The organism is Streptomyces sp. ADI95-16 (assembly GCF_003721495.1).
GTDB classification, from domain to species: domain Bacteria; phylum Actinomycetota; class Actinomycetes; order Streptomycetales; family Streptomycetaceae; genus Streptomyces; species Streptomyces goshikiensis.
In genome coordinates, this window is record NZ_CP033581.1 from 3,663,326 (window position 1) to 3,689,816 (window position 26,491).

Annotated in this window: 18 protein-coding genes; 14 read left to right on the forward strand and 4 right to left on the reverse strand. The window is 66.7% G+C overall.

Features of this window, described 5'->3' with window-relative positions:
• Window positions 1-4 precede the first annotated feature (4 nt).
• The 5 genes from EES41_RS16025 to EES41_RS16045 all read left to right on the forward strand — a co-directional run bounded on the left by EES41_RS16025 (window position 5) and on the right by EES41_RS16045 (window position 10,439).
• Window positions 5-1,633 carry a class I SAM-dependent DNA methyltransferase gene (locus EES41_RS16025; protein ID WP_123079053.1) on the forward strand — a complete coding sequence of 543 codons (1,629 nt, stop codon included), beginning with the start codon at window positions 5-7 and terminating at the stop codon, window positions 1,631-1,633.
• Window positions 1,634-1,781: 148 nt separating this feature from the next.
• Window positions 1,782-2,867, forward strand: a complete 1,086-nt coding sequence (locus EES41_RS16030; RefSeq protein WP_164495852.1) for a restriction endonuclease subunit S — start codon at window positions 1,782-1,784, stop codon at window positions 2,865-2,867.
• Window positions 2,864-6,124: a type I restriction endonuclease subunit R gene (locus tag EES41_RS16035; RefSeq protein ID WP_123079057.1), complete on the forward strand. Its 3,261-nt coding sequence runs from the start codon at window positions 2,864-2,866 to the stop codon at window positions 6,122-6,124. Before EES41_RS16030 ends, EES41_RS16035 begins: the two co-directional genes overlap by 4 nt.
• Before the next feature lie 171 nt (window positions 6,125-6,295).
• On the forward strand, window positions 6,296-6,748 hold the full coding sequence (locus EES41_RS16040; RefSeq protein ID WP_123082497.1) for a hypothetical protein: 453 nt from the start codon (window positions 6,296-6,298) through the stop codon (window positions 6,746-6,748).
• Window positions 6,749-6,938: 190 nt separating this feature from the next.
• The gene (locus tag EES41_RS16045) at window positions 6,939-10,439 is read left to right on the forward strand and encodes a DEAD/DEAH box helicase (protein ID WP_164495853.1); all 3,501 of its coding nucleotides are present in this window, start codon (window positions 6,939-6,941) and stop codon (window positions 10,437-10,439) included.
• Window positions 10,440-10,484: 45 nt separating this feature from the next.
• Here EES41_RS16045 and EES41_RS16050 read toward each other — a convergent pair whose 3' ends face one another.
• The 3 genes from EES41_RS16050 to EES41_RS16060 form a co-directional block, all read right to left on the reverse strand.
• Entirely contained in the window at window positions 10,485-12,023 is a 1,539-nt protein-coding gene (locus EES41_RS16050) for an Hsp70 family protein (protein ID WP_164495854.1), read from the reverse strand.
• A gap of 197 nt (window positions 12,024-12,220) precedes the next feature.
• Window positions 12,221-13,447, reverse strand: coding sequence for a hypothetical protein (locus EES41_RS16055; protein WP_123079063.1), 1,227 nt, complete (start codon window positions 13,445-13,447; stop codon window positions 12,221-12,223).
• A gap of 423 nt (window positions 13,448-13,870) precedes the next feature.
• Complete coding sequence (locus EES41_RS16060; protein ID WP_164495855.1) at window positions 13,871-15,481, reverse strand: hypothetical protein; 1,611 nt, start codon at window positions 15,479-15,481, stop codon at window positions 13,871-13,873.
• A 1,278-nt stretch (window positions 15,482-16,759) separates the two neighbouring features.
• On the opposite strand from EES41_RS16060, the gene haaT reads away from it, so the two are divergent.
• The 7 genes from haaT (at window position 16,760) to haaN (ending at window position 22,875) form a co-directional block, all read left to right on the forward strand.
• Window positions 16,760-19,537: a cyclophane-containing RiPP biosynthesis TPR protein HaaT gene (gene haaT, locus EES41_RS16065; RefSeq protein ID WP_174261692.1), complete on the forward strand. Its 2,778-nt coding sequence runs from the start codon at window positions 16,760-16,762 to the stop codon at window positions 19,535-19,537.
• A gap of 106 nt (window positions 19,538-19,643) precedes the next feature.
• Entirely contained in the window at window positions 19,644-19,835 is a 192-nt protein-coding gene (gene haaA, locus EES41_RS16070; RefSeq protein WP_123079067.1) for a HaaA family cyclophane-containing RiPP peptide, read from the forward strand.
• 145 nt (window positions 19,836-19,980) lie between these two features.
• A complete protein-coding gene (locus EES41_RS43000) occupies window positions 19,981-20,205 on the forward strand; it encodes a hypothetical protein (protein WP_254211461.1) in 225 nt (74 codons plus the stop codon).
• Between the two features lie 38 nt (window positions 20,206-20,243).
• A complete protein-coding gene (locus tag EES41_RS16080) occupies window positions 20,244-20,552 on the forward strand; it encodes a transposase (RefSeq protein ID WP_302186139.1) in 309 nt (102 codons plus the stop codon).
• Entirely contained in the window at window positions 20,549-21,469 is a 921-nt protein-coding gene (locus EES41_RS16085) for an IS3 family transposase (RefSeq protein ID WP_164495652.1), read from the forward strand. Before EES41_RS16080 ends, EES41_RS16085 begins: the two co-directional genes overlap by 4 nt.
• A 92-nt stretch (window positions 21,470-21,561) precedes the next feature.
• A complete protein-coding gene (locus EES41_RS16090) occupies window positions 21,562-22,332 on the forward strand; it encodes a hypothetical protein (protein WP_254211462.1) in 771 nt (256 codons plus the stop codon).
• 78 nt (window positions 22,333-22,410) lie between these two features.
• On the forward strand, window positions 22,411-22,875 hold the full coding sequence (haaN, locus tag EES41_RS16095) for a cyclophane-containing RiPP N-acetyltransferase HaaN (protein ID WP_123082499.1): 465 nt from the start codon (window positions 22,411-22,413) through the stop codon (window positions 22,873-22,875).
• 271 nt (window positions 22,876-23,146) lie between these two features.
• Here the strand turns inward: haaN and EES41_RS16100 are convergent, their stop codons facing one another.
• A complete protein-coding gene (locus tag EES41_RS16100) occupies window positions 23,147-23,497 on the reverse strand; it encodes a helix-turn-helix transcriptional regulator (RefSeq protein WP_254211463.1) in 351 nt (116 codons plus the stop codon).
• A gap of 708 nt (window positions 23,498-24,205) precedes the next feature.
• Here EES41_RS16100 and EES41_RS16105 point away from each other — a divergent pair.
• On the forward strand, window positions 24,206-25,291 hold the full coding sequence (locus EES41_RS16105) for a hypothetical protein (RefSeq protein WP_164495856.1): 1,086 nt from the start codon (window positions 24,206-24,208) through the stop codon (window positions 25,289-25,291).
• A gap of 242 nt (window positions 25,292-25,533) precedes the next feature.
• The gene (locus EES41_RS16110) at window positions 25,534-26,469 is read left to right on the forward strand and encodes a hypothetical protein (RefSeq protein ID WP_123079071.1); all 936 of its coding nucleotides are present in this window, start codon (window positions 25,534-25,536) and stop codon (window positions 26,467-26,469) included.
• The last annotated feature ends 22 nt before the right edge of the window (window positions 26,470-26,491 follow it).

Consider the following 26,491-nt stretch of genomic DNA (forward strand, 5'->3'; position numbering starts at 1 on the left):
CCTCATGCCCCCGCGCAAGAAGAAGCCCACCGAGCAGGAGGAGCTGTTCAGCGCCTCCACGCCCAAGGAGATCCAGGCGATCCTGTGGAAGGCCGCCGACAAGCTGCGCGGCTCCATGGACGCCGCGCAGTACAAGGAATTCGTCCTCGGCCTGATCTTCCTGAAGTATGTCTCCGACGCCTTCGAGGAGCGCCGCAACGAGCTGGCCAAGGAGCTCGCCGAGGACGGCATCTCCGAGGACCAGATCGGCGACTTCTTGGAGGACCGCGACGAGTACACCGGCGCCCACGTCTTCTGGGTCCCGGAGACCGCCCGCTGGTCCTGGATCGCAGCCAACGCCAAGAGCCAGGGCGTCGGTGAACTCCTCGACGGGGCGATGGACGCAGTCATGCGGGAGAACGCCGCCCTGACCGGCGTGCTCCCGAAGATCTTCAACCGCGACAACGTCGACCAGAAGCGCCTGGCCGAACTCGTCGGCCTCATCAGCGACGCGCGCTTCGGCGGCACCGAGGACAAGCCGGCGCAGGACGTGCTTGGCGAGGTTTACGAGTACTTCCTCGGCAACTTCGCTCGTGCGGAGGGCAAGCGAGGCGGCGAGTTCTACACCCCGCAGTCTGTGGTCCGGCTGATCGTGGAAATTCTGGAGCCGTACGAGGGTCGTGTCTACGACCCGGCGTGCGGCTCGGGCGGCATGTTCGTCCAGGCGAGCAAGTTCATCTATGCGCACCGGGGGCGCGGCCACAAGGCCGACATCGCGGTCTACGGACAGGAGCTCAACGAGCGCACCTGGCGCCTGGCCAAGATGAACCTCGCCATCCACGGCATCGACGGCAACCTGGCTGCCCGTTGGGGCGACACCTTCGCCGATGACAAGCACCCAGACCTCAAAGCCGACTTCGTGATGGCCAACCCCCCGTTCAACATCAAGGACTGGGCCCGGGACGAGAGCGACGCCCGCTGGAAGTACGGCGTCCCGCCTCGGAACAACGCCAACTACGCCTGGCTCCAGCACATGGTCTCCAAGCTGGGCGAGCGCGGCACGGCCGGCATCGTCCTGGCGAACGGTTCTGTGAGCTCGCAGCAGAACGGCGAGGGAGAGATCCGCCAGGCGATGGTGGAAGCTGACCTGGTGGCCTGCATGGTCGCGCTGCCGGCCCAGCTGTTCCGTACAACGCAGATCCCGGCGTGTCTTTGGTTCCTGGCGAAGGACAAGTCGCCGCAGGGTGAGAAGCAACTGGAAGACCGGCGGGGACAGATCCTGCTCATCGATGCCCGAGGGATGGGCGAGATGGTGGACCGGACAGAGCGCGCACTGACGGAGGCCGACCTCGCGAAGATCTCTGGCACCTACCACGCGTGGCGGGGCACAGCTTCGGCGCGGGACGAGGGGCTGACGTACGAGGACGAGTCGGGCTTCTGCTTCTCGGCGAGCCTGGAGACCGTGCGTGAGCACGGGTACGTGCTCACGCCGGGGCGGTACGTAGGGGCGGTCGAGGCGGAGGAAGAGGACGCGGAAGTGGTGGCGGCACGGATCGCCACGCTAACGAAGGAGCTGTTCGGGCTGTTCGAGCAGTCGGCGGAGCTGGAAAAGACCGTTCGCGGCCAGCTTATGGGAGTTCGCAATGGCGAATGAGCCTGCTCCCCTTCAAGAGATTCGGCGAATCCCTGGGGGCATGGATGGGGTGCCGGTAGATTGGAAATGGGCACATCTGGACACGGTATGCTTCGGCATTTTCGACTGCCCGCATTCGACGCCAAATTTGACTACGGATGGCCCTTACGTGGCCAGAACCCAGGACGTCATCACGGGAATTTTTAGGGCGGACAAAGCGGCCCACGTCTCTCCCGAAACCTATCAAGATCGCATTAGGCGGGCTGAGCCGAAGCATGGTGATCTACTATACAGCCGCGAAGGGACATACTTCGGCATCGCTGCCGAGGTTCCGGCTGACGTACAAGTCTGCCTCGGGCAAAGAATGGTCCTCATCAGGCCGAACCCGGAGAAGGTCCACTTTCGCTTCTTGCGGTACTGGTTGAACTCCCCCGTAATGGCGGCGCACGTCCACGGCCACCGGGACGGCTCCGTTGCCGAGCGCCTCAATCTCCCAACGATTCGATCCCTACCGGTAATTCTTCCCGGAGTGGCCGAGCAAGCCGCGGTTGCCTCCACTCTCGGAGCTCTGGATGACAAGATCGCCCTCAACAAGCGCATCGCGGCCGTGGCTGATGACCTCGCAATGACTCTCGTATCCGGTGGGCTTTGGCGGGAGCGTGTCCGTCTCGATGAGATCTGCAAGCTTCAGAAGGACCAGGTTGCACCACAGGGAATCACGGATGAGACCGTTGATCACTACAGCCTTCCAGCATTCGACACTGGAAAGCTTCCCGAGCGCGTATCCCCTGAATCGATCAAGAGTGGAAAGTTCACGGTAACCGAGCCGTCTGTCCTGCTCTCCAAGCTGAACCCGGATATTCCCCGGGTCTGGAACGTCACCCCGAATCCTGGAGTCCCCTCGCTGGCTTCGACCGAATTCTTGGTCCTGACTCCCCGTGGCGCCCTGTCTACTCATGAGCTGTGGTCGGTCATTGGTCAGCGGAGCTTCCTAGAGGATATTGCCTCGAAGGTGACCGGGACCTCAAAGAGCCACCAGCGTGTCCGCCCTACGGAGGTCATGACGACGGAGGTCGTTGATCCTCGCCAGTTTGGTGAAACAGGAGCACAGATCAGGAGCCTGGCCAGCCGGGCGGTAGCGGCACGGGAGGAGTCTCAGACCCTCGCCGCCCTCCGCGACACGCTTCTCCCCCAGCTCATGTCCGGCCTGCTTCGCGTCAAGGACGCCGAGAAGATTGTCGAGGACCACGCATGACGCACCCCGACAACGATGGACAGAACCACCGCCCCCACGAGTCCGACTGGGAGTTGCTCGCCCTTGATGAGCTGGGCGAGCTTGCCTGGGAGCCCGCCCCCGGCAACGAGTTCGCGCCTGGCTCCGGGCACCGGAAGTCATGGGACGACCTGATCCTGTACCCGGACCTCCGGGAGGCGGTGGAACGGCTCAACCCGGACCTGCCGCCGGACGCCGTCCGGGACGCGGTCGGTGTCGCCACGACGCCCGGCTCGCAGGACACGTACGAGGAGAACCGCACCGCGCACGGTCACCTGACCGCCGGCATCCGGTCCGTCACCTACACCGACGCGTTCGGGGCCGAGCACAACCCCACCATTCGGCTCGTCGACCTCGACGAACCGGCCGGAAACGTGTACCGCGTCCTCAACCAGGTCACCGTCATCGACGGCGAGAAGCGCCGCCGCTTCGACGTCGTGCTGTACGTGAACGGGCTCCCGCTAGCCGTGCTGGAGCTCAAGCGTGCCGGTGACGAGGACGCCACCCTCCAGGACGCGCACTCCCAGGTCACCCGCTACGTCGAGGAGTTCCCGACGGCGTTCCGGTACAACGCGGTCGTCCTCGTCTCGGACGGCATCACCGCGAAGTACGGCACACCGTTCACGCCGTACGAGCACTTCGCGCCCTGGAACACGGACGAGCTCGGCGAGCGTGTCGACCCGTTCTCCGCCGAGGGCATATGGGACTCGGGCCAGAACCTGGCCCTGCACGGCCTGTTCGCCCAGGACCGGTTCCTCTCTCTGATCAAGTCCTTCGTCAACTTCGTGCCGTCGAAGCGGATGAAGCGGATCGCGAAGCCACACCAGTACCACGCGGTGACCCGTGCCTCCGAAGCCGTGCGAGTTGCGGCTGCGAGCGACGGGAAGGCCGGCGTCGTCTGGCACACACAGGGCTCGGGCAAGTCCGAGGAGATGGTCCTCACCACCACCCTGGTGATGAAGGACCCGGCGCTCCTAAACCCGACCGTCGTCGTCATCACGGACCGCACGGACCTCGACGACCAGCTGTACTCGGTGTTCCTGGAGAGCGAGATCCTCCCGGAAACGCCGAAGCAGGTCCTCACCCGCGCTGAGCTGCGCGAGGAGCTGGCGGCGAAGCGAGTCGGCGGCATCCTCTTCACGACGCTACAAAAGTTCGGTCGTACCAAGGAGGAGAAGGAGTCCGGAGCGGACCACCCGCTCCTCTCCGACCGCCGGAACATCATCGTCGTCGTCGACGAGGCGCACCGCAGCCACTACGACAACCTCGACGGCTACGCCCGTCACCTGCGCGACGCGCTCCCGCACGCCACACTCCTCGCCTTCACCGGTACGCCGATCTCCGAGGCCGACCGCAACACTCGCGAGGTGTTCGGCGACTACATCGACGTGTACGACCTCAAGCGGGCCGCAGACGACGGCGCGACGGTCAAGGTCTTCCACGAGAGCCGGGTCATCCAGCTCGTCATGGACCGGGACGTCGACCCGACGTCGATCGACGAGGAGGCCGACCGGATCACCGACGGTCTCGACGACGTCGAGCGCACCCGTGTCGAGCAGGCCGTCGCCACGATGAACGCGCTGTACGGCGCGCCCGCCCGCATCCGGGACCTCGCCGCCGATCTCGTCCAGCACTGGGAGACACGCCGGACGGCGATGCAGCCGTTCGTCGGCGTCTCCGAGGCGGACGGCGCGACCGGCAAGGCGATGATCGTGTGCGCGACCCGCGAGATCTGCGTCAGGGTGTACGACGCCCTGCGCGAACTGCGGCCCGAATGGCACAGCGACGAGTTCGACAAGGGCGCGATCAAGATCGTGTTCTCGTCGAACACGCGTAAGGACGACCCCCCGCTCCTCGCCCACGCCTTGAGCGACAGCCGCCGCAAGGCCGTCATCAACCGGGCCAAGGCCCCGGAGGACGAACTGCAGCTGCTCATCGTCAACAACATGCTGCTGACGGGTTTCGATGCTCCGCCCGTCCACACCATGTACCTGGACCGGCCGCTCAAGGGCGCCGGCCTGATGCAGGCCCTGGCCCGCGTCAACCGGCGCTTCCGGGGCAAGGAGGACGGCCTCCTCGTCGGGTACGCGCCACTCACTGAGAACCTCCAGCGCGCGATCGCCGAGTACACCGACGCCGACCAGAAGGACCGGACGCTCGGCCAGGATCTCGACCGGGCGCTGGACGAGCTGCGCAACCAGTACGACATCCTCAACGACCTCCTCCGCGGCCTCAACTGGCGGGCCCGTCTGGACATGCCCTCCAAGACGGCGTTCATCGATGCCGCGCTCCGGGCCGCCAACTACCTCCTCGACCCGGCCACCGCGGGCAACAACCCGGAGACCCTCGACGATCCCCGTCAGACGCTCGGCCGCCGATACCGCGAGGAGGCTCACCGGCTGGAGCGCTTCTACGCGCTCTGCGGCAGCTCCACCGACATCGGCGAACGCTTCCCGGACCACCCGGCCTGGCGGCGGGACATCCAGTTCTTCGTCGAGGTCCGCGCCTACATGGCGAAGATCGACGCGATGAACCGCGAGGCCCGTGGCCTCCCCATCGCCCGCGACGTCGAGCTGTACCTGGCGCAGCTGACGTCCTCGGTCGTGGAGACCGGCGGGGTGACCGACCTGCTCGCCGAGGCAGGTCTGGAGACCGCCGACCTGACGCACCTCAACGACGCGCTCGTCGCGAAGCTGCAGAGCAGCGAGACCCCCCACCTGGCGGCAGAGGCCCTGCGGCGGCTCATCGAGCGCAAGATGCGCGAGGTGACCCGGCATAACATCGTCCGGCGCACGACCTTTTCCGAGCGCCTGCAGGACCTCATGGTCCGGTACATGCGGCAGCAGTGCACGAGCGCGGAGCTCATCGCCAAGCTCGTGGAGATGGCCAAGGAAGTCATGGAGGACGCCCGGCGCGGCGAGAAGTTCGAGCCGCCGCTGGACTGGCGCGAGCTCGCCTTCTACGACGCGGTCGCCGACCACGGCACGGCCCGCTCGGTCATGGGCGACGAGGTGCTGGCCGGCATTGCCCGCGAATTGGTCGCGGAGGTCCGCAGCAAGCTCAAGCCGGACTGGATCGCCCGCGAGCCAGTCCGCGCCCGCCTCCGCAGCGCCATCAAGCGTCTCCTGGCCCGCCGCAACTACCCGCCGGACGGGACACCGGAGGCCATCGACCTGGTCCTGAAGCAGATGGAGCACTTCGCCAACGAGTGGTCCACGAACGGCACTGGGGAGAGCTGAGCCAAGATGCGAACGCGGGCCGCTGCGAGTCAGAAGAACCATTTCGCACCGGCCCGCGCCATCCCTTGCAGCGGGGGAACTCTCGGCAATGCCTTGTGGCTTCGTGGACGAACTCCTATGGTGAGCATCCATGTGGAGTCGTCCACGAAGTCGCAACTGGGGGAGTTCGCCATGGAGCATGCGACCACGCGCGCGGCGGTTGTCGCCGCGCTCGTCGACGTCGAAGCGCTGCGCGACAAGCTGAACGGACTGCTTGCCGATATCGACGGAACCGAGACTGCTATCGACCTCGGTCGCCAAGGTCTGTGGACCAAGGCTCAGGTCTCGCTGCTGTGGAGCAGGGTGAACCATCTCCCCGGCGTCCGAGCCCTGTTCGAGGTCACTGCCGAGCGCCCCGACGAGAAGATCACCTTCACGGAGGTCCTTCAGTGCTCCGGACTTCTGGAACGTCAGCAGAGCAACGAACACGCGGCTCTCAGCCGAATCTCCGGCCAGCTGTTCAAGGAGAAGCGCTGGCCGATCGAGAACAGTCAGGGCGGCTCCGACAGCACGACGGGCAAGGCCGAAATGCTCTATTGGATGGACAGCCGCGTCGCCGCGTGGTGGCGGGACATCGCGAAGTAGCGGTTCTGGCTGGGGCCTGGTCGGGGGAGGCGGCCCGCAGGACTCAGCGGCGGTCATCGCCCAGGCCTTCTGATCACCGTAGACAGGCACTGCCGAAAGCAGCGCTCGGTAGGGGTGGGAAATGAACAGACCTCTGTCGTCGGACAGCGCGTCCGATGGGGCATCGGGTGGGGTACCGGCCGATGACGACATGGCGATACTCCAGTACCGGCCATGGGCAGAGTCGAGCCTTTGCAAGGAGACCCTGAGTCAGACGATCGAGGTCTTCTACGACACGTCGGAAGCTGCTGACCGGCTTGGCCTGCCGCACATGCGCAAGGTTTCGGAGGCGGCCTTCCGACAGGGCCAGGACCTGCCTGCGGGGCTGTACCTGTTCGAGTCACGGCGGTCTGGCGGCCGTACCGCGGCCCTTGCCCTGTACGACGGCAGCGCACCGGTGCCTACTCAACGCAAGCGGCTGCGCGACGTCGAGGATAGTCACCTGCTGCATCGCGCCCTCCTGCTGTACCGCGCGTGCCGGACTCAGCTCGAGATGCCCAAGCCCGAGGTGTCGTCGGTCGAGCCCATTCACGCCGTCGGTGACGTCGTGCGGGTCACGGGCCGGGGCAGCGCCTACACCGTCGTCCGTGCGCGCGCAGTGGGTGGGAAAGTCGTCCAGTACACCCTGCGGGGTGTCGACGGGCGATCGATCAAGGTCTTCGAGGAAGACCTCGAAGCCGTCGCCGCAGTGTGTGACGACCCCGAACAGTGGATACTCGGATCACCTGCCTCGGCGGCTGAAACCGCGCTGACGCTGACCCTGGCCAAGCTCAGCACTCCGCTCACGGACACCGTGTACTCCTTCCAGTCGAGCCGCACTGTGTTCCGCCCCTACCAGTTCCGCCCCGTTCTCAAGCTGATGAACTCGGATCGTCAGCGGCTTCTGATCGCGGACGAGGTCGGTCTCGGAAAGACCATCGAGGCAGGACTGATCTGGAACGAGCTGGAGCAGCGCACCCATCTGACGAGGCGAGCCGCACGGCGCGCCGGCACACACTTCCGAGGACTGGTCATCTGTCCGGCCGCGCTCGTCCAGAAGTGGCAGGACGAGATGGAACAGCGCTTCGATCGACGGCTGCGCCTCCTCGACAACAACGGCATGGAGGAGCTCCTCAAGACGCTGCGCCGAGGCGACGACGAGGAGCCCTTCGCCGGGGTGATCTCCTTGGAGCGCCTTCGCAGGGTGGGCCAATTGGACGAGCTCATCGAGCTCCAACCGCGCTTCGACCTGGTGATCGTCGACGAGGCCCACTACGTGCGCAATGCGCAGACCAGCAGCCATGCGGCGGTCAGCAGACTGGCCGACTGGGCAGACGCCCTTATCTTCCTATCCGCGACCCCGTTGAACCTCGGAAACCAGGATCTCTACAACCTGGTCCACCTGCTCGATCCGGGCTCCTTCCCCGATCCCCGCGTCTTCGAAGCGCAGCTGGAGCCGAATCGACACCTCAACACCGTTGCGGCCCGACTGGCCGGTGGGGTCGGCTCCACCCCTGGCGGCGCGAGCGGTCTGCTGCCTACGCTGGACCGCGTGTCGGGATCCACTTTCGGCAGATTGGTTGCGAAGCGGCCGGAGTTCACGCGTCTGCGCCGGATCCTGACGACTTCGACGCCCCTCTCGGCGCACCAGCTCTCCGAAACCAGGCGGAACATTGCGGAGCTGAATGCCCTGGCGGGCATCGTAAGCCGCACGCGCAAGGCTGACACGCCCGACGCCAAGGCTGTACGCGTGCCCGAGGACGTGAGGGTGACCTGGACCGCAGCGGAGCGTGATTTCTACGATCAACTCCACGACTGGTGCCTACGACGTGCCGCCCGCAGCGGGACGGCGTCCGCGTTCGCCGCGCAGATGTGGCTCCGGCAGGCCGCGAGCTGTATCCCCGCCATGCAGCAGAGGCTGAGAGAGCGATTCTCCGGGACGTCCGCTGGTCCAGGCACACGCGAGGCTCCCACGAACCGCCCCGGATTCCTTGATGAGGAGACGGCTCTCCTTGACGACGCTGAGGCTGAAGTCGCGCCCGAGGAGGTCAAGCAGGCTGCCGATCAGGACGGCGAGGAGCTCGCCGTCCTGCCGGGGCTGCTGCGACCGCTGGCCCAGGACAGCAAGTTCGAGGCGTTCGTCGGCATGCTGCGCGAGGCCCAGGCCAAGGGGCTGCGCCAGGCCATGGTGTTCTCCTTCTTCAAACGCACTCTGGAGTACCTGAAGGAGCGGCTCGGTAACGAATTCCGGGTGCGGGTGATGCACGGCGGGGTGCCACCGCAGGAACGTACTGCCATCATGGCTGACTTCCGCGCGGGGAAGTTCGACCTTCTCCTGGTGAGCGAGGTCGGAAGCGAGGGCCTCGACTTCGAGTTCTGCAATGTGCTGGTCAACTATGACCTGCCGTGGAACCCCATGCGCGTCGAGCAGCGCATCGGTCGGCTCGATCGGTTCGGGCAGAAGCACGAAAAGATCTTCATCTTCAACATGCAGGTGCCCGGCACCATCGAGACGGACATCTTCCAGCGCCTCTATCAGCGCATCGGCGTCTTTCAGGACTCCATCGGTGAGCTGGAGCCGATTCTCCACGGCCAGCTACGCGAACTCCATCGCGTGGTGCTGAACCCCCATCTGACCCAGAAGGAGCGCCAGCGCCAGATCGACCGCATCGATGTCGCCCGCGTCGACCGGGACAAGGACATCGCGTCGCTCGAGAAGGCCCGGGAGTACCTCACGGGCCTGGACGACCTGCTCGTGGAGGGCTTCGACCAACACACCCCCGGGCGGGGCCGATACCTGGGACCGCGGGAGATCCGCGGGCTCCTCGACGCGTTCCTCCACCAGAGCGGCGTCGGCCGGATGGATCCGGTCCCGTCCGCCGACGACCTGATGGACATCACCGGCAGCGGCCTACTGCGCCAGATCATGTACGAAGCTCAGGACGCCGGGGTCTTCGCCCTCTCCCGGGGCAGCGATCTGATGGCGAGTCTCGCGGATCGTCGTCGGTCGCTGCGCGCCTGCTTCACCGCCCAGACCTCCACGGAGACTGGTGCCCCCTTGCTCAGCGTGAGGCATCCGCTGGTGCGCACCGCCCACTGGTGGTTCGCCGAACGAACCGAGTCCACCAGTCGTTACGGAAGGGTGAGGGTGCCCGGCCTCCCGCCGGGGTCCCGATACCTGGTCGAAGTCAGACTGGCGCAGGTGGACGGTGCCCGGCCTCGACGTGAGCTTTGGACCACGGCCGTCGACACCGCGACCCTCCAGGAGGTGCCAGGGGTGGGCACCGCGCTCCTGACTTGTCTCGCCGATGGCGGGCTCGGAGGGGCGACGGAGCCGCTTCCTGCCCGGATCTCGAAACTTCTCCCGGATGTATTCGACACTGTGCAGGATCTGGCGGCAGAGAGGGAGTTCTCTGCCAAACAGACCTACCAGGCGGAGAACGTGGCCCTCGCGGCAGGTCGGCGTGCGACTGTGGAGGACACCTACCGTCACAAGATCGAGCAGGCCCGCCGGCTCGCGCAGGAGGTGGACAGTACCTCCATCCGCCGTCTCCACGCCGCCCGGGTGGGACTCCTGGAAGGTCAGCGAGACGCCCGTCTCGCTCAGATGGACCGCGACTCCCGGTTCAGCCTGTCCACCGAGACGGTTGCCCTTGTGGTGATCGAAGGCTGAGCCGGGAGGCGGGGAGCGAGCGTGGCAGCGGACTCCACCTCACGCCTACTGGTGAGGGTGCGAGTACAGATCGGTGAACTTGACGGCCCGTTGATCCGGGAGCACGTTGTGCACGGTACTCAGGCTCACGGAGTCACGCTGTCCGGCTCGCAGAATCGGCCACCGCTCCACCCGGAAGCGCGATTCCCGGTAGGCGCAGTCCTTGACGTAGATCTCTCCGGAGACCTTCAGCGTGAACGTGAAGTTGGCGAACCGTCGGAGACTGATCGGAAGATGAGGTGTCGGAACGCCATCCACGACGAAGTCGAGGGCCTTGCCGTCGACTGAGACGGCGCGGAGCGCGGCGGTGGTGTCTCCTGTAAGCCCAGGTACCTGGCTGTCGTACCGGTGGGCTAGGTCGCTCTCCCTCCGGAAGACCTGGTCGGCGGAGTAGAGCGGCTTGAACGCCGGATACAGGAGCTCACGATACGTCCTGCCGTCCCTGCCTTGCCATTCGAGCACCAGATCGAACCCTGGTCTTGGGAGATTGAGCCGGTGATACCGATCGGAGCGCACCACGAGCCCCGTCGCCACCGACTCCTCCGGAGTTTCCAGTGACTGGTCGTACTCCACCTGAGCCTGCGGGAAGAAGCGCAAGAACTCCTCACGGATCAGGGGGATCTGGGACATCCCGCCGGCCAGGAGTACGTAGTCGACGTCTCCGGCAAGCTCCTCCAATGGCATCCGGGCGAGAGCGGTCAGATCTGGCGCATTCTGACGACGCAGCCGTGCCTCGCACAGGGCGGCTCGCACGAACTCCAGAGCCCGGTTCAGCTGCGGACGGAAGGCGTTCTCCAGACGCTGCCGCGTGTACTCCAGCATGGGGAAGGAGGTGAAACCACCACCGATCGGTACGCCTTGCCTATCGAAACGGGTATCGGAAAGCAGGACCTTGAGACGGCGGGCCGCCAGCAGCAGCAGTGCTCGTACGGTCCGAGGGTCCGGCAGGCGATCGACGCGCATGCCGAGTGCCTCCAGATCCCGCTCCAGGTCAGCCGCGATCCGTCGGTCCAGCGCGTCGCCGGCCTCCGGAACGCCGCGTGCCGAGAGGACCGTCAACTCCGGTTCCAGGTCGTCCAGGTCCTCCGTCACGGACATCAGGGCGATGTCCAGCGTTCCCCCGCCGTAGTCGAAGACCAGAACGGTGCCCTCGGGCGGACGGCCGTCGCGCTCGTGGCACCCCTCCGACCAGGCCAGACCTGCCGCGATCGGTTCGTCGACGATGTCGGCGACCGTCACGGGGATGCCCGCCTCCGTGGCCAGCCGGGCCAGCCGCCTCCGGCGAGGCCCGTCCCAGATCGCGGGACAGGCCAGGCGGAACTCCGCGTCGTCGGTGTCGGCCTCGTTGGCCTTGGCCAGTAGGAGCACATGCCGGAGCAGGGAAGCGATCAGCCGGTCCGGGGTGAACTCCCACGTGCCGAGCGACAGGGGTCCGTGCATGTCGTCGGTGATGTACTGCTTGACGGACCGCACGGCGGCGGCACCACCGATCGCCTCTGCGGGCTCTCCAAAGACAAGCTCTCCCCTGGTCGTGGCGGCGACCACGCTGGGGATCCAGGAGGTACTGATTCCGATCGGCACGGTCTCGGCGAAGCCGTACGCCAGCCTCTGTGTCACCAGTGTGGTGGCCGTACCGAAATCTATGCCCACCAGGGGCCTTCCCTCACCCACGCATGTTCCCCTCCCCGCGGAGGCCCCCAGGAGACGGCGCCCCTCCGCCAATATCGAGAATTTGCTTATGCCTACTGCTCGGCGGCTCGAACCGACGCCGGCACCAGGACGACCTCCTGTGGCGTTCCGGGCTGCCACGCGAACCCTGGCCGCTCCACGACGACCCGCGCGGCGGATCCGGTCGTGGTGAACCGATGGCGCACAGGATCGAAGCCTGTCTCCTCGCCGACGACGCCGATATCCGCGACATTCGCCGCCGCAGCCTGGGTCAGGACCCGGCGGTACAAAGCATCGGCAGCAGCGGATCCGCTCATGTCCGCCGCGTGAACCACATGGTCCGCGACCTCGGCCAACACGGCTGCGAGCACCCGCAGCCCGTCCATCCGAGCCTGCCGCAACTGGGACTGCGAGACGGCTCTTCCCGCCTGACGTACTTGGCGCAGCTCCTCTTCCCTCCGCTGCACCTTGTCGGCAAGGGCCTCAGCTCGCCGATCGGCCTCCACCAGCGTCGAGGAGACGTCCGCGAACTGCTGCCTCAGAATGCCGGCCTGCTCGTCGGACCGGTTGCACTCGGCCTGCAGATCGGAGACGCGGAGACGCAACCGGTCCCGTTCCGCCCGGAGCTCTTCTGCGGCGGCTTCCTGTCGCCTCAGCGCGGCTGCATACTGATCGCGCTCGTCAGACGATAGGCCCAAGCTAGCCTCGGACAGCTCATGGATATCCGTGTGATGGCCCTCGGCCTCCTCCACCGGGCCGCCCGGAAGTACCCGGGCCTGAGAGGGTTGTTCGTCCAGAAGGCCGACGGCGCACTCCGTCCCGCCCGGTTCCGCCGCAAGCGAGGACATCGGGCTTTCCGGAGCGCTGCCCGAGCAGGGCTCTGTCTTCACCGCTGCCTCGACGTCATCGTGCTCAGCCGTGGCAACCGCGATAGACGGCATGTGCTCCTGAGGCAGGCGATCCGCCGGGAGCAGTTTCCACTGCGTTCCTCCCCTCACCTTGGTGACACGAGGATCCGTGTCCAGCTCTTTGCGCACGTTGCCCCACCAAGTGTTGTCGTATCCCCCCGCAAGCTCGAACTCACCAATCCACCGGCGCAGGTCACCGAAGGACGCGGTGCCGCCCCGCTCTCCGAGGAGGGTCACCAGGACGGAGACCGGACATTCGGCGAACTCCCGTTGAAGGGCCTCGGCGTCTCGTAGCGAGCGATGCCGTAGGGAGCCGGCAGGCGCCACCTCGATGTCGGAGGGGGCAGGGAGCGGAATCTCTGTTCGCTGACCGTCTGACCACTCCACGACCACGCGTGCGTCTCCTACGAGGCATACGATTCCGATGCCAGCTTCATCCGTACCGTCGTTCGGTCGGCTTATGACCAGGTCTCCGCTCTTCACGGCGGGCACACTACAGGTCCCTCCTCATCTGCCTGCCGCGCATCCGAGAGTGGGCCGACGGCTCGGGGGCCCAGAGGTGCAGCCTCCAGCGGCCTGCTTTAGGGGAGGCGGTAGCCAGGTGCCTTTGGGTCGCGCTTCAGAGGGTTGCCGGGGCACGCCTTCCGGTACGGCCCGCCCTTCGTAACCCAACACGCCCCCAAGGTCCGGAGTTGGGTAAAGAGGCAGGTCGTACGGCTGTCAACCCCTGACCAACGTGTCTCGACAGGGCCCCGAGAACCTCCGCCGGTGGGGGCCGGTCGCTTGACTTATCAGGCGACCGACCACCCCTGCCCGTCACTGCCTGCCTGTGCCCCGGCGCCAGTCCTCCATGACCATCCAGAAGTCACGGGGCCACGACATGGTCATCGGGTCGAAGGAGTAGTTCTCGGCCGACGTGTCCCGCCACAGGGTCTGGGCGTGTTGCACCTCGTCCGCGAGAAGTCTCGCAGTTGCCAGGTGCTCCCGGGCACAGGCGTAGTCCCTCTCCTCCGCGGCGCTCACGAACGCAGGCCACAGTTCCCACACCAGGTGATTCCAGAGTTCCCTCAGATGATCGCCTGCCTTCTGACAGAGCGCCGCTCCCACCGTCTGGTCGACTTCGTGCAATTGGTGATCGAGTTCATCAGACGGGTCGTCGTCCCAGCCGTGCTTCTCCACGAGCCCCTTCCAGACCAACCAGGAGCGCTCCGCCTCGGTCCGCGCAAACTGTTCCAGCTCCCGCCGGGAAAGCATCGGGAAGTCCTGACCCGCCGCCGCATTCGAGGGAGCTTCGTCCGGTGCCGGGTCCACCTCGCTGCCGTACCTGACGCGAGTGAGAACCTCCAGCAGGCGGAGTGCGGATTCGACATCTTCGTCACGAACCAGTCCGCAGATATCCGCCACGTCCTGGGAGACTCCCTCCCAGTCGCTCTCGGCAAGGTGATTGTCGAGCTCGTCAGCCAGCCAATCGGCTGACCCGCGACTCCGAAGGCCTCCCAGAATCTCCTCGACCTCGGACTCGAGCCGGCCCACCACGGCTTCCGGCGTCTCCCGGGCTCGCTGGGCCTCTGCTTCCCCCTGAGCCCGTTCGGCTGCTTCACGCTGTCGGTCCCGCGCCACCTGGACTGTCGGAAGACGTGTCTGACTGGCACGCATCTTCTCGGCCGCCACGATGTCGATCTCGTCCAACTCCCGGATGGCCTGCATGCGATGCCCAGCCTGGATGAGCGGGTCCGATGCGAGGCAGCACAGCAGGCTCACCGCTTCCTTGGGAGCACGTTGTGCAACGGCCACTGCCAGGGCAAGTCGGTCCGCACTCGCGGCGGCCGGGTCTGCTACCAGCTGCTCCACGGCCGAAGGTACGTAAGAGCCCGGGTACTCATACTCAGCGAGAGCGAGACCTACCCTCATACGGGTCTTCATCGGGGCGGTCTCGTCTTCGGCGAAGAGGCTCGCGGTCCACACTGCCCACCCCTCGCGCACCGCATCCGCCAACCAGCCCCATCCGTTCCGGGGCAGCAGATATCGGGCTTCCGCGTAACCCACATCACGCCCACGATCCACTAGGGCATCAGCGGCCCTGTGACGAATGCCCTTCGGCAGACCCTTGGTTCCCGCGACATAGCAGAGGCCGACGACGTATTCGGCAGAGGAATAGGAAGGCCGGTCGACACCAACCCCGGACAGGCGCAGGATGCGCTGCAAGTCCTCGTTCCAAGGTCCCGGCGTCTTGACCACGAACGACGCTGCCGCCAGTGCCGCCCCGCCACGGATCTCACACGCCCGCAGACTCGAAGTCCGCCAGTTCTCGCCGAGCGAGTCGTCAGCCAACCGGACGAGACAGGTCTGGACGACATCGTCAGGCTGTCTGAAGCGAGCAGGCACGTCGCAGTCCGGTAGCAGCTCGGGCCTTTCAACATCCCCCATGGCGCGTCCCCTTGATCGATGGCCACTAGCAGCATCCTAGTTTCGCAGCACCGGGAGGAAGCGCTCTTCGGTCCTTGCCACGGGCTGCTTGCTCTTGGCCGAGGACGAGGCTGGAGATCTCGCCGACCTCGCCACCAGATCATTTCTCTGGCCGGCGAGGCGTCGACACCCTCCTCATGAGCGAGCTTCATATCCTTGGCCTGCGTACTACCCCCGGCACATGCGGATTGGACGTATACAGACCGCAATAGCAGCCCGGTTGCCCGGGCCCTAGACAAGGCCCTGGAGTTCACAGAGGTTGACGGGAAAAGTGCCTATCGTGTGGTGACAGGTACAGGGTGAAGGCTGGTCCAAGCCACGGCGGAAGTGCGCCGCGATCAACGTGACTTCGCCATCGGAATGGGCTGTGCGTGCCCGCCCGACGGATCCTCACCAAAGGCGCGTCCCGCACCCTAGCCTCGGCAGGAGTGGCGGCGTTCCCTGCGGACACGATTCTGATTTCCCCGACGCAGTACGCACACCTCCCTGGACCTGCACCCACCTGACCGAGGATCTGGTGACTGCGCCACGCTGGGGTTGGATCCCCACACCTCCCGTCGAGCGCTGGGTGGGCGGTGTACCCGTTGGAGGCGGCGTGCATCATGGCGATCACACCCGAGCGCGATGCGGCAGTCACGGGAATCATCCGCACCACGCCTGGAACCCAGTTCAAGGCTGCATCCCAGCCCTTGGCCGGGTCGTAGGCCAACGGCACCTTCAGCTCCGCACGCGGCTTCGCCTTATAGCCCGGCTGAGGGATCCCGTTCTTGTCCTGGGCTCGGCTGTCACCATTGCCGCCGCTACTACAGCAGGCCAGCACGACCCCGCGTACCGACCTGGCCACACGCATGTTCTCTCGCTCTTCGCCCCGGTGGCCCCCATCAAGGGCGCCCGTGATCAAGCGTTTGGCGACGCTACCAGGGCTGACTACACACCCATTGCCGAAGATCATTCTCTGCTGGCGACCAGCAGCACATTCACCTGGTCATCTGGCTGGCTACGTGAAGGCGGCGTCGGTGCGCCCGGCGTAGAAGCCACGCACAGGTTGGCTGATACGAGCCGCTGTGTGGCGGGGAGCTGACCTTGACCAGGGTCCGTGAGAGCTGGTCCGCTTATGCGCGATAGGGCGTCGGATTCGGGGGTTGCGTTCGTGACCAGAGCTACAGCTGGAAGGCCGTGCCGCGCCACAGGCGGCCAGCCCGAACGGACCAATCCCTGCTCCGTCAAGACGACCCACGTATGAGGCTCCGGCGGGGGATTTCCGTCGCCGTCGTGGCCGCCGGCGGAGCCGTTACGACCATGCTCGTGGGCCTCGTCACCAACGCCGTGTCCGAGTCGCAGTGGCCCGGGTGGCTGGGGTGGTTGCAGCGGCATGGCTGGTTCTCGTTCGCTTTGCTCGGCGGGGCCATGGTCGGGCTGGCGGTGCTGCTTGCCGCGCTGTCGGAGTCGGGGGCGCCGGAACGCCGCGCTGCGCCGACGCCCCAGCCAGAGGAAGGGGCGGTGCCTCCGGGTGCTGCCCTCGTGCTGCGGTCCCTGCCGCGCGACACCACCGCGTTCACCGACCGGACCGCGGAGCTCGAGGCGCTGGTGCGGTCCGTACGGAACTCGCAGGAGAGCGGCGAGGCGCTGCCTGTGCATGTGATCGACGGAATGCCAGGAGTCGGGAAGACGACGTTCGCCGTACACGCAGGACATGTGCTGTCGGAGCGGTTCCCGGACGGCCAGCTCTTCGTGAATCTCAACGGGCACACGACAGGAAGGCCCCCCGTACAGGCCACGGAAGCGCTCGCATCGTTGCTGGCGGCGACCGGAGTGCCGGCGCAGCGGATCCCTGTCGGCGACGACCTGGGTGCGGTCACCGAGGCGAGGGCGGCCATGTGGCGGAGCCAGCTAGCGAACAAGAAGGCACTGCTCATCCTCGACAACGCGTCCAGCTATCGCCAGCTGGAGCCCCTGCTTCCCGGCGGGAGCGACTGTCTCGTGCTGGTGACGAGCCGGAAGCGGTTGGCTGCGTACGAGGAGGTGGTCCTGCCAGTGGAGGCGTTGCCGGCGGAGCATGCGGTCGACCTGTTCGTACGCCTCAGCGGGCGGTCGCCGGAGTCGCTCGATCGGTCCGTCCTCGAGCAGTTGGTGGAGCTGTGCGGGTACCTGCCACTGGGGGTGTCGTTGCTCGCCGCGCGGCTGCGCCATCGCCCGTCGTGGAGCGCCGAGGATCTCCGTGCGCGTCTGGTCACCGCCGGGGACCGGCTGGGAGAGCTCCGAGCTGGGGAGCGCGCGGTCGCCGCGACGTTCAGTCTGTCCTACCAGGACCTCACACCTGAGCGGCAGCACTTCTTCCGGTGTCTCGGCCTCTACCCTGGAACCGAGCTCGATGCCTTCTCCGGGGCCGCGCTCGGCTCGGTCTCGGTGGTGGCGGCACGCGAGGGACTCGACACGCTCTACGACGCCCATTTGATCGAGGAACACCCGGGAAGCCGGTTCCGGCTTCACGACCTTCTACGCGACTATGCCCGCGGTCTCGCCGACGAGGGAGGCAGCATGACCCCTGTTCATGCCGTTCAGCGCGTGTGCTCCTACTACCTGGCCGTCCTCGCTGTCGCGAACAGACACATTGCCCGCAACGGCGCCTCTACACCGAATTCTCTGGATGGCGCCGCCCAGGTCGAGACCCCTCCCATTGATTCACGTACGGCGGCTCTCGGCTGGCTGGAGGACGAGCGGGCCAACGTCCTGGCCTGCATCCGAAGGGCAAACGATCTCGCGCTGCACGAGTTGGTGATCCACATGGCTGCGGCGATGGCGCCCTTCCTGCGGCAGGCCGGGCCCTGGGACCAAGCCGTTGGCCTCCACCGGACCGCCGCCGAGGCCGCCCGGCACACCGGCGACCGGCGGGCGCTGGCCAACGCGCTGGCCGAGCTCGGAGTCGTCCGGCGCTTCATGGCGGCCTACCCCGAGGCCATCGAGGCACTGAACGAGGCGGTGACGGAGTACGAGGCGGTCGGCGAGAAGCGAGGCAAGGCCGACGCTCTGAACCAGGTGGGCATCGTCTGGTACATGACCGCGGACAACGACGCCTCTGCCCAGGCGCAGACCGAGGCCCTCGCGCTCTATCGGGAAGTCGGCGACCGTCTCGGCCAGGCGAACGCGCTCGCGGACCTCGGCATGGTGCGCCGCCAGACCAGCCGGTTCGACACAGCGGTGGCGGCGCAGACCGAAGCGCTGGCGCTCTACCGGGAGCTGGGCGACCAATACGGGGAGGCCAACTCACTGCGGGACCTTGGCGTCGTGCACTGTCTCCTGGGCGAGTATCAGCTGGCTGCCCAGCGTCACCGTGAGGCATTCGACATCTACCAGGAGCTCGACGACCGGGTCCACCAGGCGTACGCCCTCAACGAGCTCGGAGTCGTACGGCGCCTGACCGGCGATCCCACCGGAGCGCGGGAGGCTCACACCCGGGCGCTGGAGTACTTCACCGAGCTCGGTGAACGGTTCGGCCGCACGAACAGCGTTCGCTACCTCGGGGTACTGGGCCGCATGGACGGGAACGTCACGGAGGCGATCCGGCTGTTGGATGACGCCCTGGGCTCGTACCGCGATCTCGGCAGCCGTGGTGGCGAAGCCGCCGCTCTGGGCGAGCTGGGTGCGGCGCGCGGGGTCGCCGGCGAGCGGGACGGTGCCGTCGAGTCGTTCAGGCGGAGTCTGGACATCCTCCGAGACCTCGGCGACCGGTGCGGTGAGGCGGAGGTCCTGAACCACTGGGGGACGCTGCTGCACTCCTCCGGTGACTGGGCTGCCGCCCGCGGACTCTTCGAGCAGGCGCTGGGGCTGGCCCGCGACATCCGCTGCCCGCTTGAGGAGGCACGGGCTTTGGAGGGGATCGGCCGTTGCGACTGGACGGCCGGCGAACGGGCGCGGGGCGAAGGGGCGCTGCGTGAAGCGCGCGATGTGTACCGACGGTTGGGTGTGGGCGGGGCGGCAGATGTCGTCGAGCGGCTACTTGCGCCGCGGGCCGAGTAGCGGGGCAGGTGGCCGGATTCGATATGTTGCCGAGGGTAGCGGCGCTGCTACCTTGCGGGCTGGTCTGCCACCTCAATCACCGTTGCACTGCCCCGAGGAGCGTCGAATGCCGTCACGTACGCCCGTTCCCGCACCGCAGGCTCCGGCGCCTGTCGTCGCGGAGTCCATCAACGGTTCGGTCGTCCTGGATCGTGTCGCCGTCCGCGTACGGCGGCGGCTGGCGGCCGAGCAGACGGCGTCGAACCACGCCGGCGAGGGTGGTCACCACGCTTCGCTGATCTGGACCTGGCCTCTTTGAGCCGTTCCGCTCGATGACACCTCGCGCGGACGTTGCCCCCTTTCGGTCGTTCATCCTCAAGGTTGCCAATCGCTGCAACATCGACTGCGACTACTGCTACGTCTTCAACTCCGCTGACCAGGCGTGGCGGCACCTGCCTGCTCGGATGAGTGCGGACGTGGCCCGGGCGGCTGGGCTGCGAATCGGTGAGCACGCAGCGGTGCACGGCCTGGGGAGCGTGCACGTCGTGCTGCACGGTGGTGAGCCGTTGCTCACCGGCCCCCGGCACATGGCGGACCTGCTCGGCGCCGTACGGGAGGGTGTTCCGGCCGGTGTGGCGGTCCGTTTCGAGCTCCAGACTGAGGTTCCCCCGAGATGCGGGAAGTGGTGACAGGGGGTCAGATGGGTCTCATGAGAGGAGTCCAGACGATGCCTGCACCGAGGAAATATCCGTTGGAGTTGCGTGAGCGTGCGGTCCGGATGTATCGGACCACCGAGCCGAAGCCGGTGATCCGTCGTATGGCCGAGGAACTCGGTGTGCACCACGAGGCCCTGCGGAACTGGATCCGGCAGGCCGAGGCCGACGCCGGCGATCGAGGCGATCTCCTCACGACCGCCGAGCGCGAGGAACTGACGGCTCTGCGGAAGGAGAATGTCCAGCTCAAGCGGGCGAACGAGGTCCTGCGGACGGCCTCGGCTTTTTTCGCGGCCCAGCTCGACCCGACCCGGCCCAGGTGACGGCGCTCCTCGATGCGCACCCGCACCTGGGGGTCGAGCACGTACTCCGGGAACTGAACATTCCCTCCTCCACCTACTACCGGTGGCGCCGGGCCGAGTCCGAGCCGTGCGAGCGCCGCCGCCGGGACGCCGAGCTGACGGACCGGATCCGCAAGGTCCACGACGAGTCCGGCGGGATCTACGGTTCACCGCGCGTGCACGCCGTCCTCAAGCGCGAGGACGTCCACGTCGGCCGCAAGCGCGTCGAACGGCTCATGCGCCAGGCGGGCCTCGCCGGGATCAGCCCCCGCCGGGGCAAGGGCTTCACCCGCCGCGACCCGGACGCCGAACTGGCCCCTGACCTGGTGCAACGCGACTTCACCGCGGCCGGTCCGAACCGGCTGTGGGTCACCGACCTGACCATGATCGCGACACTGGAGGGCCCGCTGTGGCTGTCCGCGATCCGCGACGCGTTCTCCCGCCGGGTCGTGGCCTGGGAAACCTCCGCCCGCGCGGACGCCGACCTGGTCCTGACCACCCTCGAGTACGCCCTCGCCTCCCGCGAACCCGCCGCCGACGAGCTCATTCACCATGCCGACCACGGCTGCCAATACACGTCCGTGAAGCTCACAACGCGCCTGGTCAGAGCCGGGATCCAGGCGTCCATGGGATCGGTCGGCGACTCGTTCGACAACGCTCTCGCGGAGAACCTGTGGATGCTCATCAAGACCGAGTGCGTCCGCGGCCGCGTCTTCGCCACACGTGCCGAGGCGAACCTCGCGCTCTTCCAATACCTCGACGGCTTCTACAACCCACGCCGCATCCAGAAGCGCCTCGGATACCTCAGCCCGATCGAGTACGAGGAGAAGCACTACGCCACCCAGGCAGCCACCGAACAAGTGAACCTGAAACCACGTCAACCTATCCTGACCAGCTAGTCAGCACCTCCCGCACAGCGGGGGAACCTCAGACCAACGGGACACTCCTCACCCAGCCGTGGCTGGACCTCTTCGAGCGGTACGAGGTCGTCGTGGGCGTCAGCCTCGACGGACCGCCGACTGCGAATGACCGGCACCGGCTGACACACGCCTCGCGATCGAGCGCCGCCTCGGCCGTACGAGGCATCGAACTCCTGCGGTCTCGGCCGCACCTGTTCGCAGGGCTGCTCGCCGTCGTCCACCTGGCCAACGACCCGGTCGAGGTCCACGACTACCTGGCGTCGTTCGAGCCGCCTGTGATCGACTTCGGACTGCCGCACGGGACTCACGACGAGCCACCACATCGCGACGACCCGAGTGTGCCCGAGTACGGGTTGTGGATGACCCGCGTCTACGACGCCTGGCTCGCCCGGCCGGAGCAGCGGCACAGTGTGCGCATGCTGGAGGACATCGTGGCGCTGAACTCCGGGGTGCACAGCTCGGTGGAGTCCCTCGGCCTGGCCCCGCCGACGAGCATCGTGATCGAGTCGGACGGCACGATCGAGGGCGTGGACACCCTGCGGTCCGTCGAGGAAGGCGCCTCCTGGCTGGGACGCGACGTCTTCAGCCAGTCCTTCAATGAGGTCCTTCACCATCCGAAGCTCCTGCACCGGCAGAACGGGAAGGCCGCGCTCGCCGATCAGTGCCAGAGCTGTCCTCTGGTGGAGGTGTGCGGTGGGGGCTATCTACCGCACCGCTTCAGCACCGACCGCGGCTACCGAAACCCCTCGGTCTACTGCGCGGATCTGGAGTACCTCATCCGGCATGTTCAGGACTCCCTGCGCCAGCACGGCTGGGCTCCTCAGGCACTGACGCCCCCGTAGCCACGAGCCGTGCCGCCACGCCAGGATCACGTATTGAAACGAACGAGTGAAGCGATGAAAGAGCGACAGGAGATGTCGATGACCGTGACGATCCGCCCCGCCGAAAGGCGCGACACCGCGGCAGTGGCCGATCTGATCGAGGAGATCGAACGGTTCTACGGATCGACCGAGATCCAGCCGCTCGAGGAGCGCCGCTCCCAGGTGGAGGAGGCGCTCTTCGGCTCCCCGCCATTGGCGTCCGCTCTCTTGGTCGAGGACGAGGCTGGTGATCTCGTCGGGCTGGCCGCCTACTCGTTCCTCTGGCCGGCGGCTGGCTCCTCACACTCTCTGTTCCTGAAAGAGCTCTATGTCCGCGGCACCCTCCGTCGCCAGGGCATCGGCGCGCGCCTCATGGACGAGCTCCGTGCCCTGGCCGTCGCGCGTCCGGGATGCAGTCGGGTCGAGTGGATGACGGACCGCGACAACCCCGGCGCGCGTGCCTTCTACAAGTCGTTGGGGTTCGCGGAGTTCGACGGGAAGATCGTCTACCGCGTGGACACCTAATACGACGTGAGGGTGGGCTTGTGAGGTGAAACCTCCGACCGGCCTCTGGGACCGGTTTGAGCAGCAGCTACCAGGCGACCGCGACAGAGGGAAATACCGTGCGACAGACGGTGCGGCGGTGCGAGGAGTGCCAGACGATGCTGGCGTGATGTGAGCTGCCCGACGCAGATACGGTTGATCCCCTTGGGCTTGCCAGGCGAGCAGTCTGGGCGGGGCTCTCATCACCCACTACCGCCACATCCGACCGTCAATAGCGATCTGGCGCCGTTGCTTACCCAACGCCATCCGATGCGCTCGAGCCTGCGGAAGACGACCCATCCACTACATCGTTGTAGCCCTCGGGAGCCTCGCCAGGCGCAGGAATGCGCCACTCCACGTGAACGGGCCACAGCATCACGCCCAGCGCGCCCTCCAGATCGACCACGGTCAGCATGTCCGGCCAGACCGTGCCGTTGAGGACGTTCGCGATCACCTGGCGGTTGACGCCACTTTTGCGGGCGAGCGCGTTGGCGCTCATACCCCGTTCCGCCATGGCCTCGGAAAGCGCGCGGGCGATGGCCTGGGCGACGAGGGCTCCACGGTGCGCCTGCATCACGGCATGCGGCCACTCGCCGCCGCCCACGAACTCGTTCGGCCTCTTCGCACGTCTCGTTCCTCCAGGCACCTGACAAGTGTGGCGGAGTCACGCTCGCAATGCGTACCCACCCCACCCATGCTACTGATGTAGCACCCCCTGGTGAAGGGAACCAGCGAAAGGACTGCGCATGATTTCGTGTACCGATTCCCTCCCCGCCATGAAAAGCTCCGAGTCGCAAGCAGTCCACAGGCCGCCCGCTGCCCATGCAGTGGATGCGTCCGGCCGGGCATCGCGCAGCGCACGCCATGCGGCGTGGAGCCATGACCCCAACCCGGACGCAGCATGCAGGTGCACTGCCAGGGCTCAGCCGAACCGGCCCGGGATCCTGGCGCTAGAAGACGGGCAGCACGCTCCTACTGCCAGCGTGATACAGATGCCCCTCTCGCCCTGCATCTCCTCGGCCGACTACCGGACAAGCCTCAGCCGACCCGGACCACAGCACGACCCTCAGAGCCACTGCAGAGATCGCCAGCATTCACGATCGCTGCATGGTCGTTAACTACCGTTGACACATGAACCCTTGCTTCCACCTTCGTCCGGCTGCGCTGCCGGAGCCGAGGACGCGCTGGTCAACTGGCCCGTAAACAGGCAGCTTTGCGATGCCATGCAAGATCGACAGTTTTCCTGCGGAGGAAGACTGCGGTGGCTTACGCTGCGCAAGCGCCGCCCACGCGCATGTCCCAGGAGGAACCCGTGCCCACCGCCAGCAGTCGTTCGGCAGCTTCCGAACCAGCCAAACCACTGCCTCACTTCAGGGTTCCGGTGAACAGGCAGATCGCGATCATCAAGACCATCGGGTCCATGCCCCAGCCCTGCCATGTCAGAGACATCCAGGAGCGCACGAACATCGGCTCGTGGCAGGTCGGAATCGCCATGAAGTTCCTGCTGGATTGCGAACTGGCCGAGCGCGTCCCCCCTCGTGGTACCTACCGTGCCACGAAGAAGGGTGTCGCTGTCGCGCGCGCCTGGTCAGTGAGCCCGGACGAAGGCCAGCGGGCACTGCACGACGCCTGGAAGGGACTCTGGTTCGTCCGCTCCGCCCGCGAACGCCTCGCGGACGGCGCCGGGCTGCGCGCCGGACTACGGCTCCAGTTCCTCAGGCAGGTCAAGACAGCAGGCCACGAGCAGGGCGTCGACCGGCTCCTGGACCTGATGACCGCAACCGGCTTTCTCCTGGAGGAAGCCGACGGGTACATCAGGTGGCACGCAGACGCGGCAGAGCCCGCCTCCAGGGCCGAGGACGGTCAACCCGAAGCGCAGCTGGAACCGGAACAAGCCGAGACTCGGCAGGACGTTCTCGAGGCGGGCGAGCAGACACCCGCCTCGGATGCGGATGACTCCTCGACGAACCACACGGAGTACGAATCCGGGGCCGGCCAGGACGAGCGCTGCTCCGGCCATGGGGAAGACAAGCACGCGGAGACGAGCACCGGCGTTCCCGGTCCTCGCCGCGCCGCCGATAGCAGCTCAGGGCAGCCGTACCACGACCACGATGCGGGGAAGCTCCTGGCCGGGCAGCTCGACCTGGGTGACGTGTGTCATCTGACCCCCGAAGAAGCGGCTGCCCTGCACGACCACCTCACTGGACTGCTCACCACTCTGTCGGCGATGCGGACCCGTTTCCTGAAGCACGACGAGGTCCTGAACGCCGCACTCCTGACCCCCTGGAACCTGGCTGACATCGCCGCCATGGACCGGGCTGAATGGCTCAACACGCAGTATCTGGCCCGCCAGATGAGCACTGCCGCGCCCCTGAGGAGGCAGTCAACGAACGTCTAAAGACTGGGTCCGGAGGCGTCCTGCTCCTTGGCCGGTACAGACGCCTCCGGACCCCCACCGCAACCCGACACTTCCCCGCGAGGCATACGCCCGCGAGAGAGGGGGCTTTGGCGTGCCCTCACCCAAGGCGAGAGCCATCAACCACCGTAGCGCGACTGAACCGCGCTCCCCATACTTTTCCGCGAATACCGTGATCATGAGTACGTCGTGGTCAGGGCCCGGCCACCCCGCTGGAGGCCCGCATGGCTAGGGCCACCCTCCGCTCCGCCCTCCGTAAAGTCGTCCACGAATGGGACCTGCGAACACGGGCCGGCACCCTCAGCCCCCAGACGGCCGAGTCCTACATCACCACCTCTGAACGGCTCCTGCTGTACGCCACGGCCCTTGCGCTCACCCGCCTGGACGACATCAGCGACAACGTCGCTCAGGGGTTCATCGACGCCCCCGGCCACGACCGCCACGGACGGATGGTTCCCGTCCCGGCCGAAAGCACGCGGCGGGTCCGAAAAACTGGCATCGACGCCCTCTTCGTGGAAGCACGCCGGCTCGGCCTGACCACCCGGGCCCCGCTGCTCGACCTGCCGCCCATCCCCCGTTCCGCACTACGTCCCACCGGCATCCTGTCCGACAGCGACATCGACGCGCTGCGCTTCCACTCCGAACGGGGCATGCCTCAAACACGGCACGCCGCCGTCCTCGGGCTCCTTCTGTCCGGACTGCACACCAGCGAGATCGGTTTCACCAGCACCACTGACCTCGACTTTGGGCACACCCGAGTGTGGGCACTGGGTGCCACGCACGTCACCGCCCGCTACTGCCCCCTCGATGATGACTGGGCTCGCGAAGTACTGCGTCTGCGCTCGGACTTCATCAGCGGACTGGCCGCGCACCGTGGCGCCCCACGCTCCCTGGCCACGATCGCCGATTCCCCCGCCTACCGCAGGCAGGCCAGTGTCTGCACGGCGTTCGGTGAGATCGTTCGCAGCAGCGGAACCGCTCCCGATGGCAAATCCGCAAGACCTCGCGACGTCTCCAGCTGGCTCGCCGGGAAGGTCCTCGACGCTACCGGCCAGATCGCTGATGTCGCGCTGCGCTTCGGACTGTCGTCCCTTGACCGGGCCGCGCAACTCGCCGACTACCAGTGGCGCCCCCTCACCACCGAGGACGGCATCCTGTGAAACCTGCGGCCCCCAGTCGGCG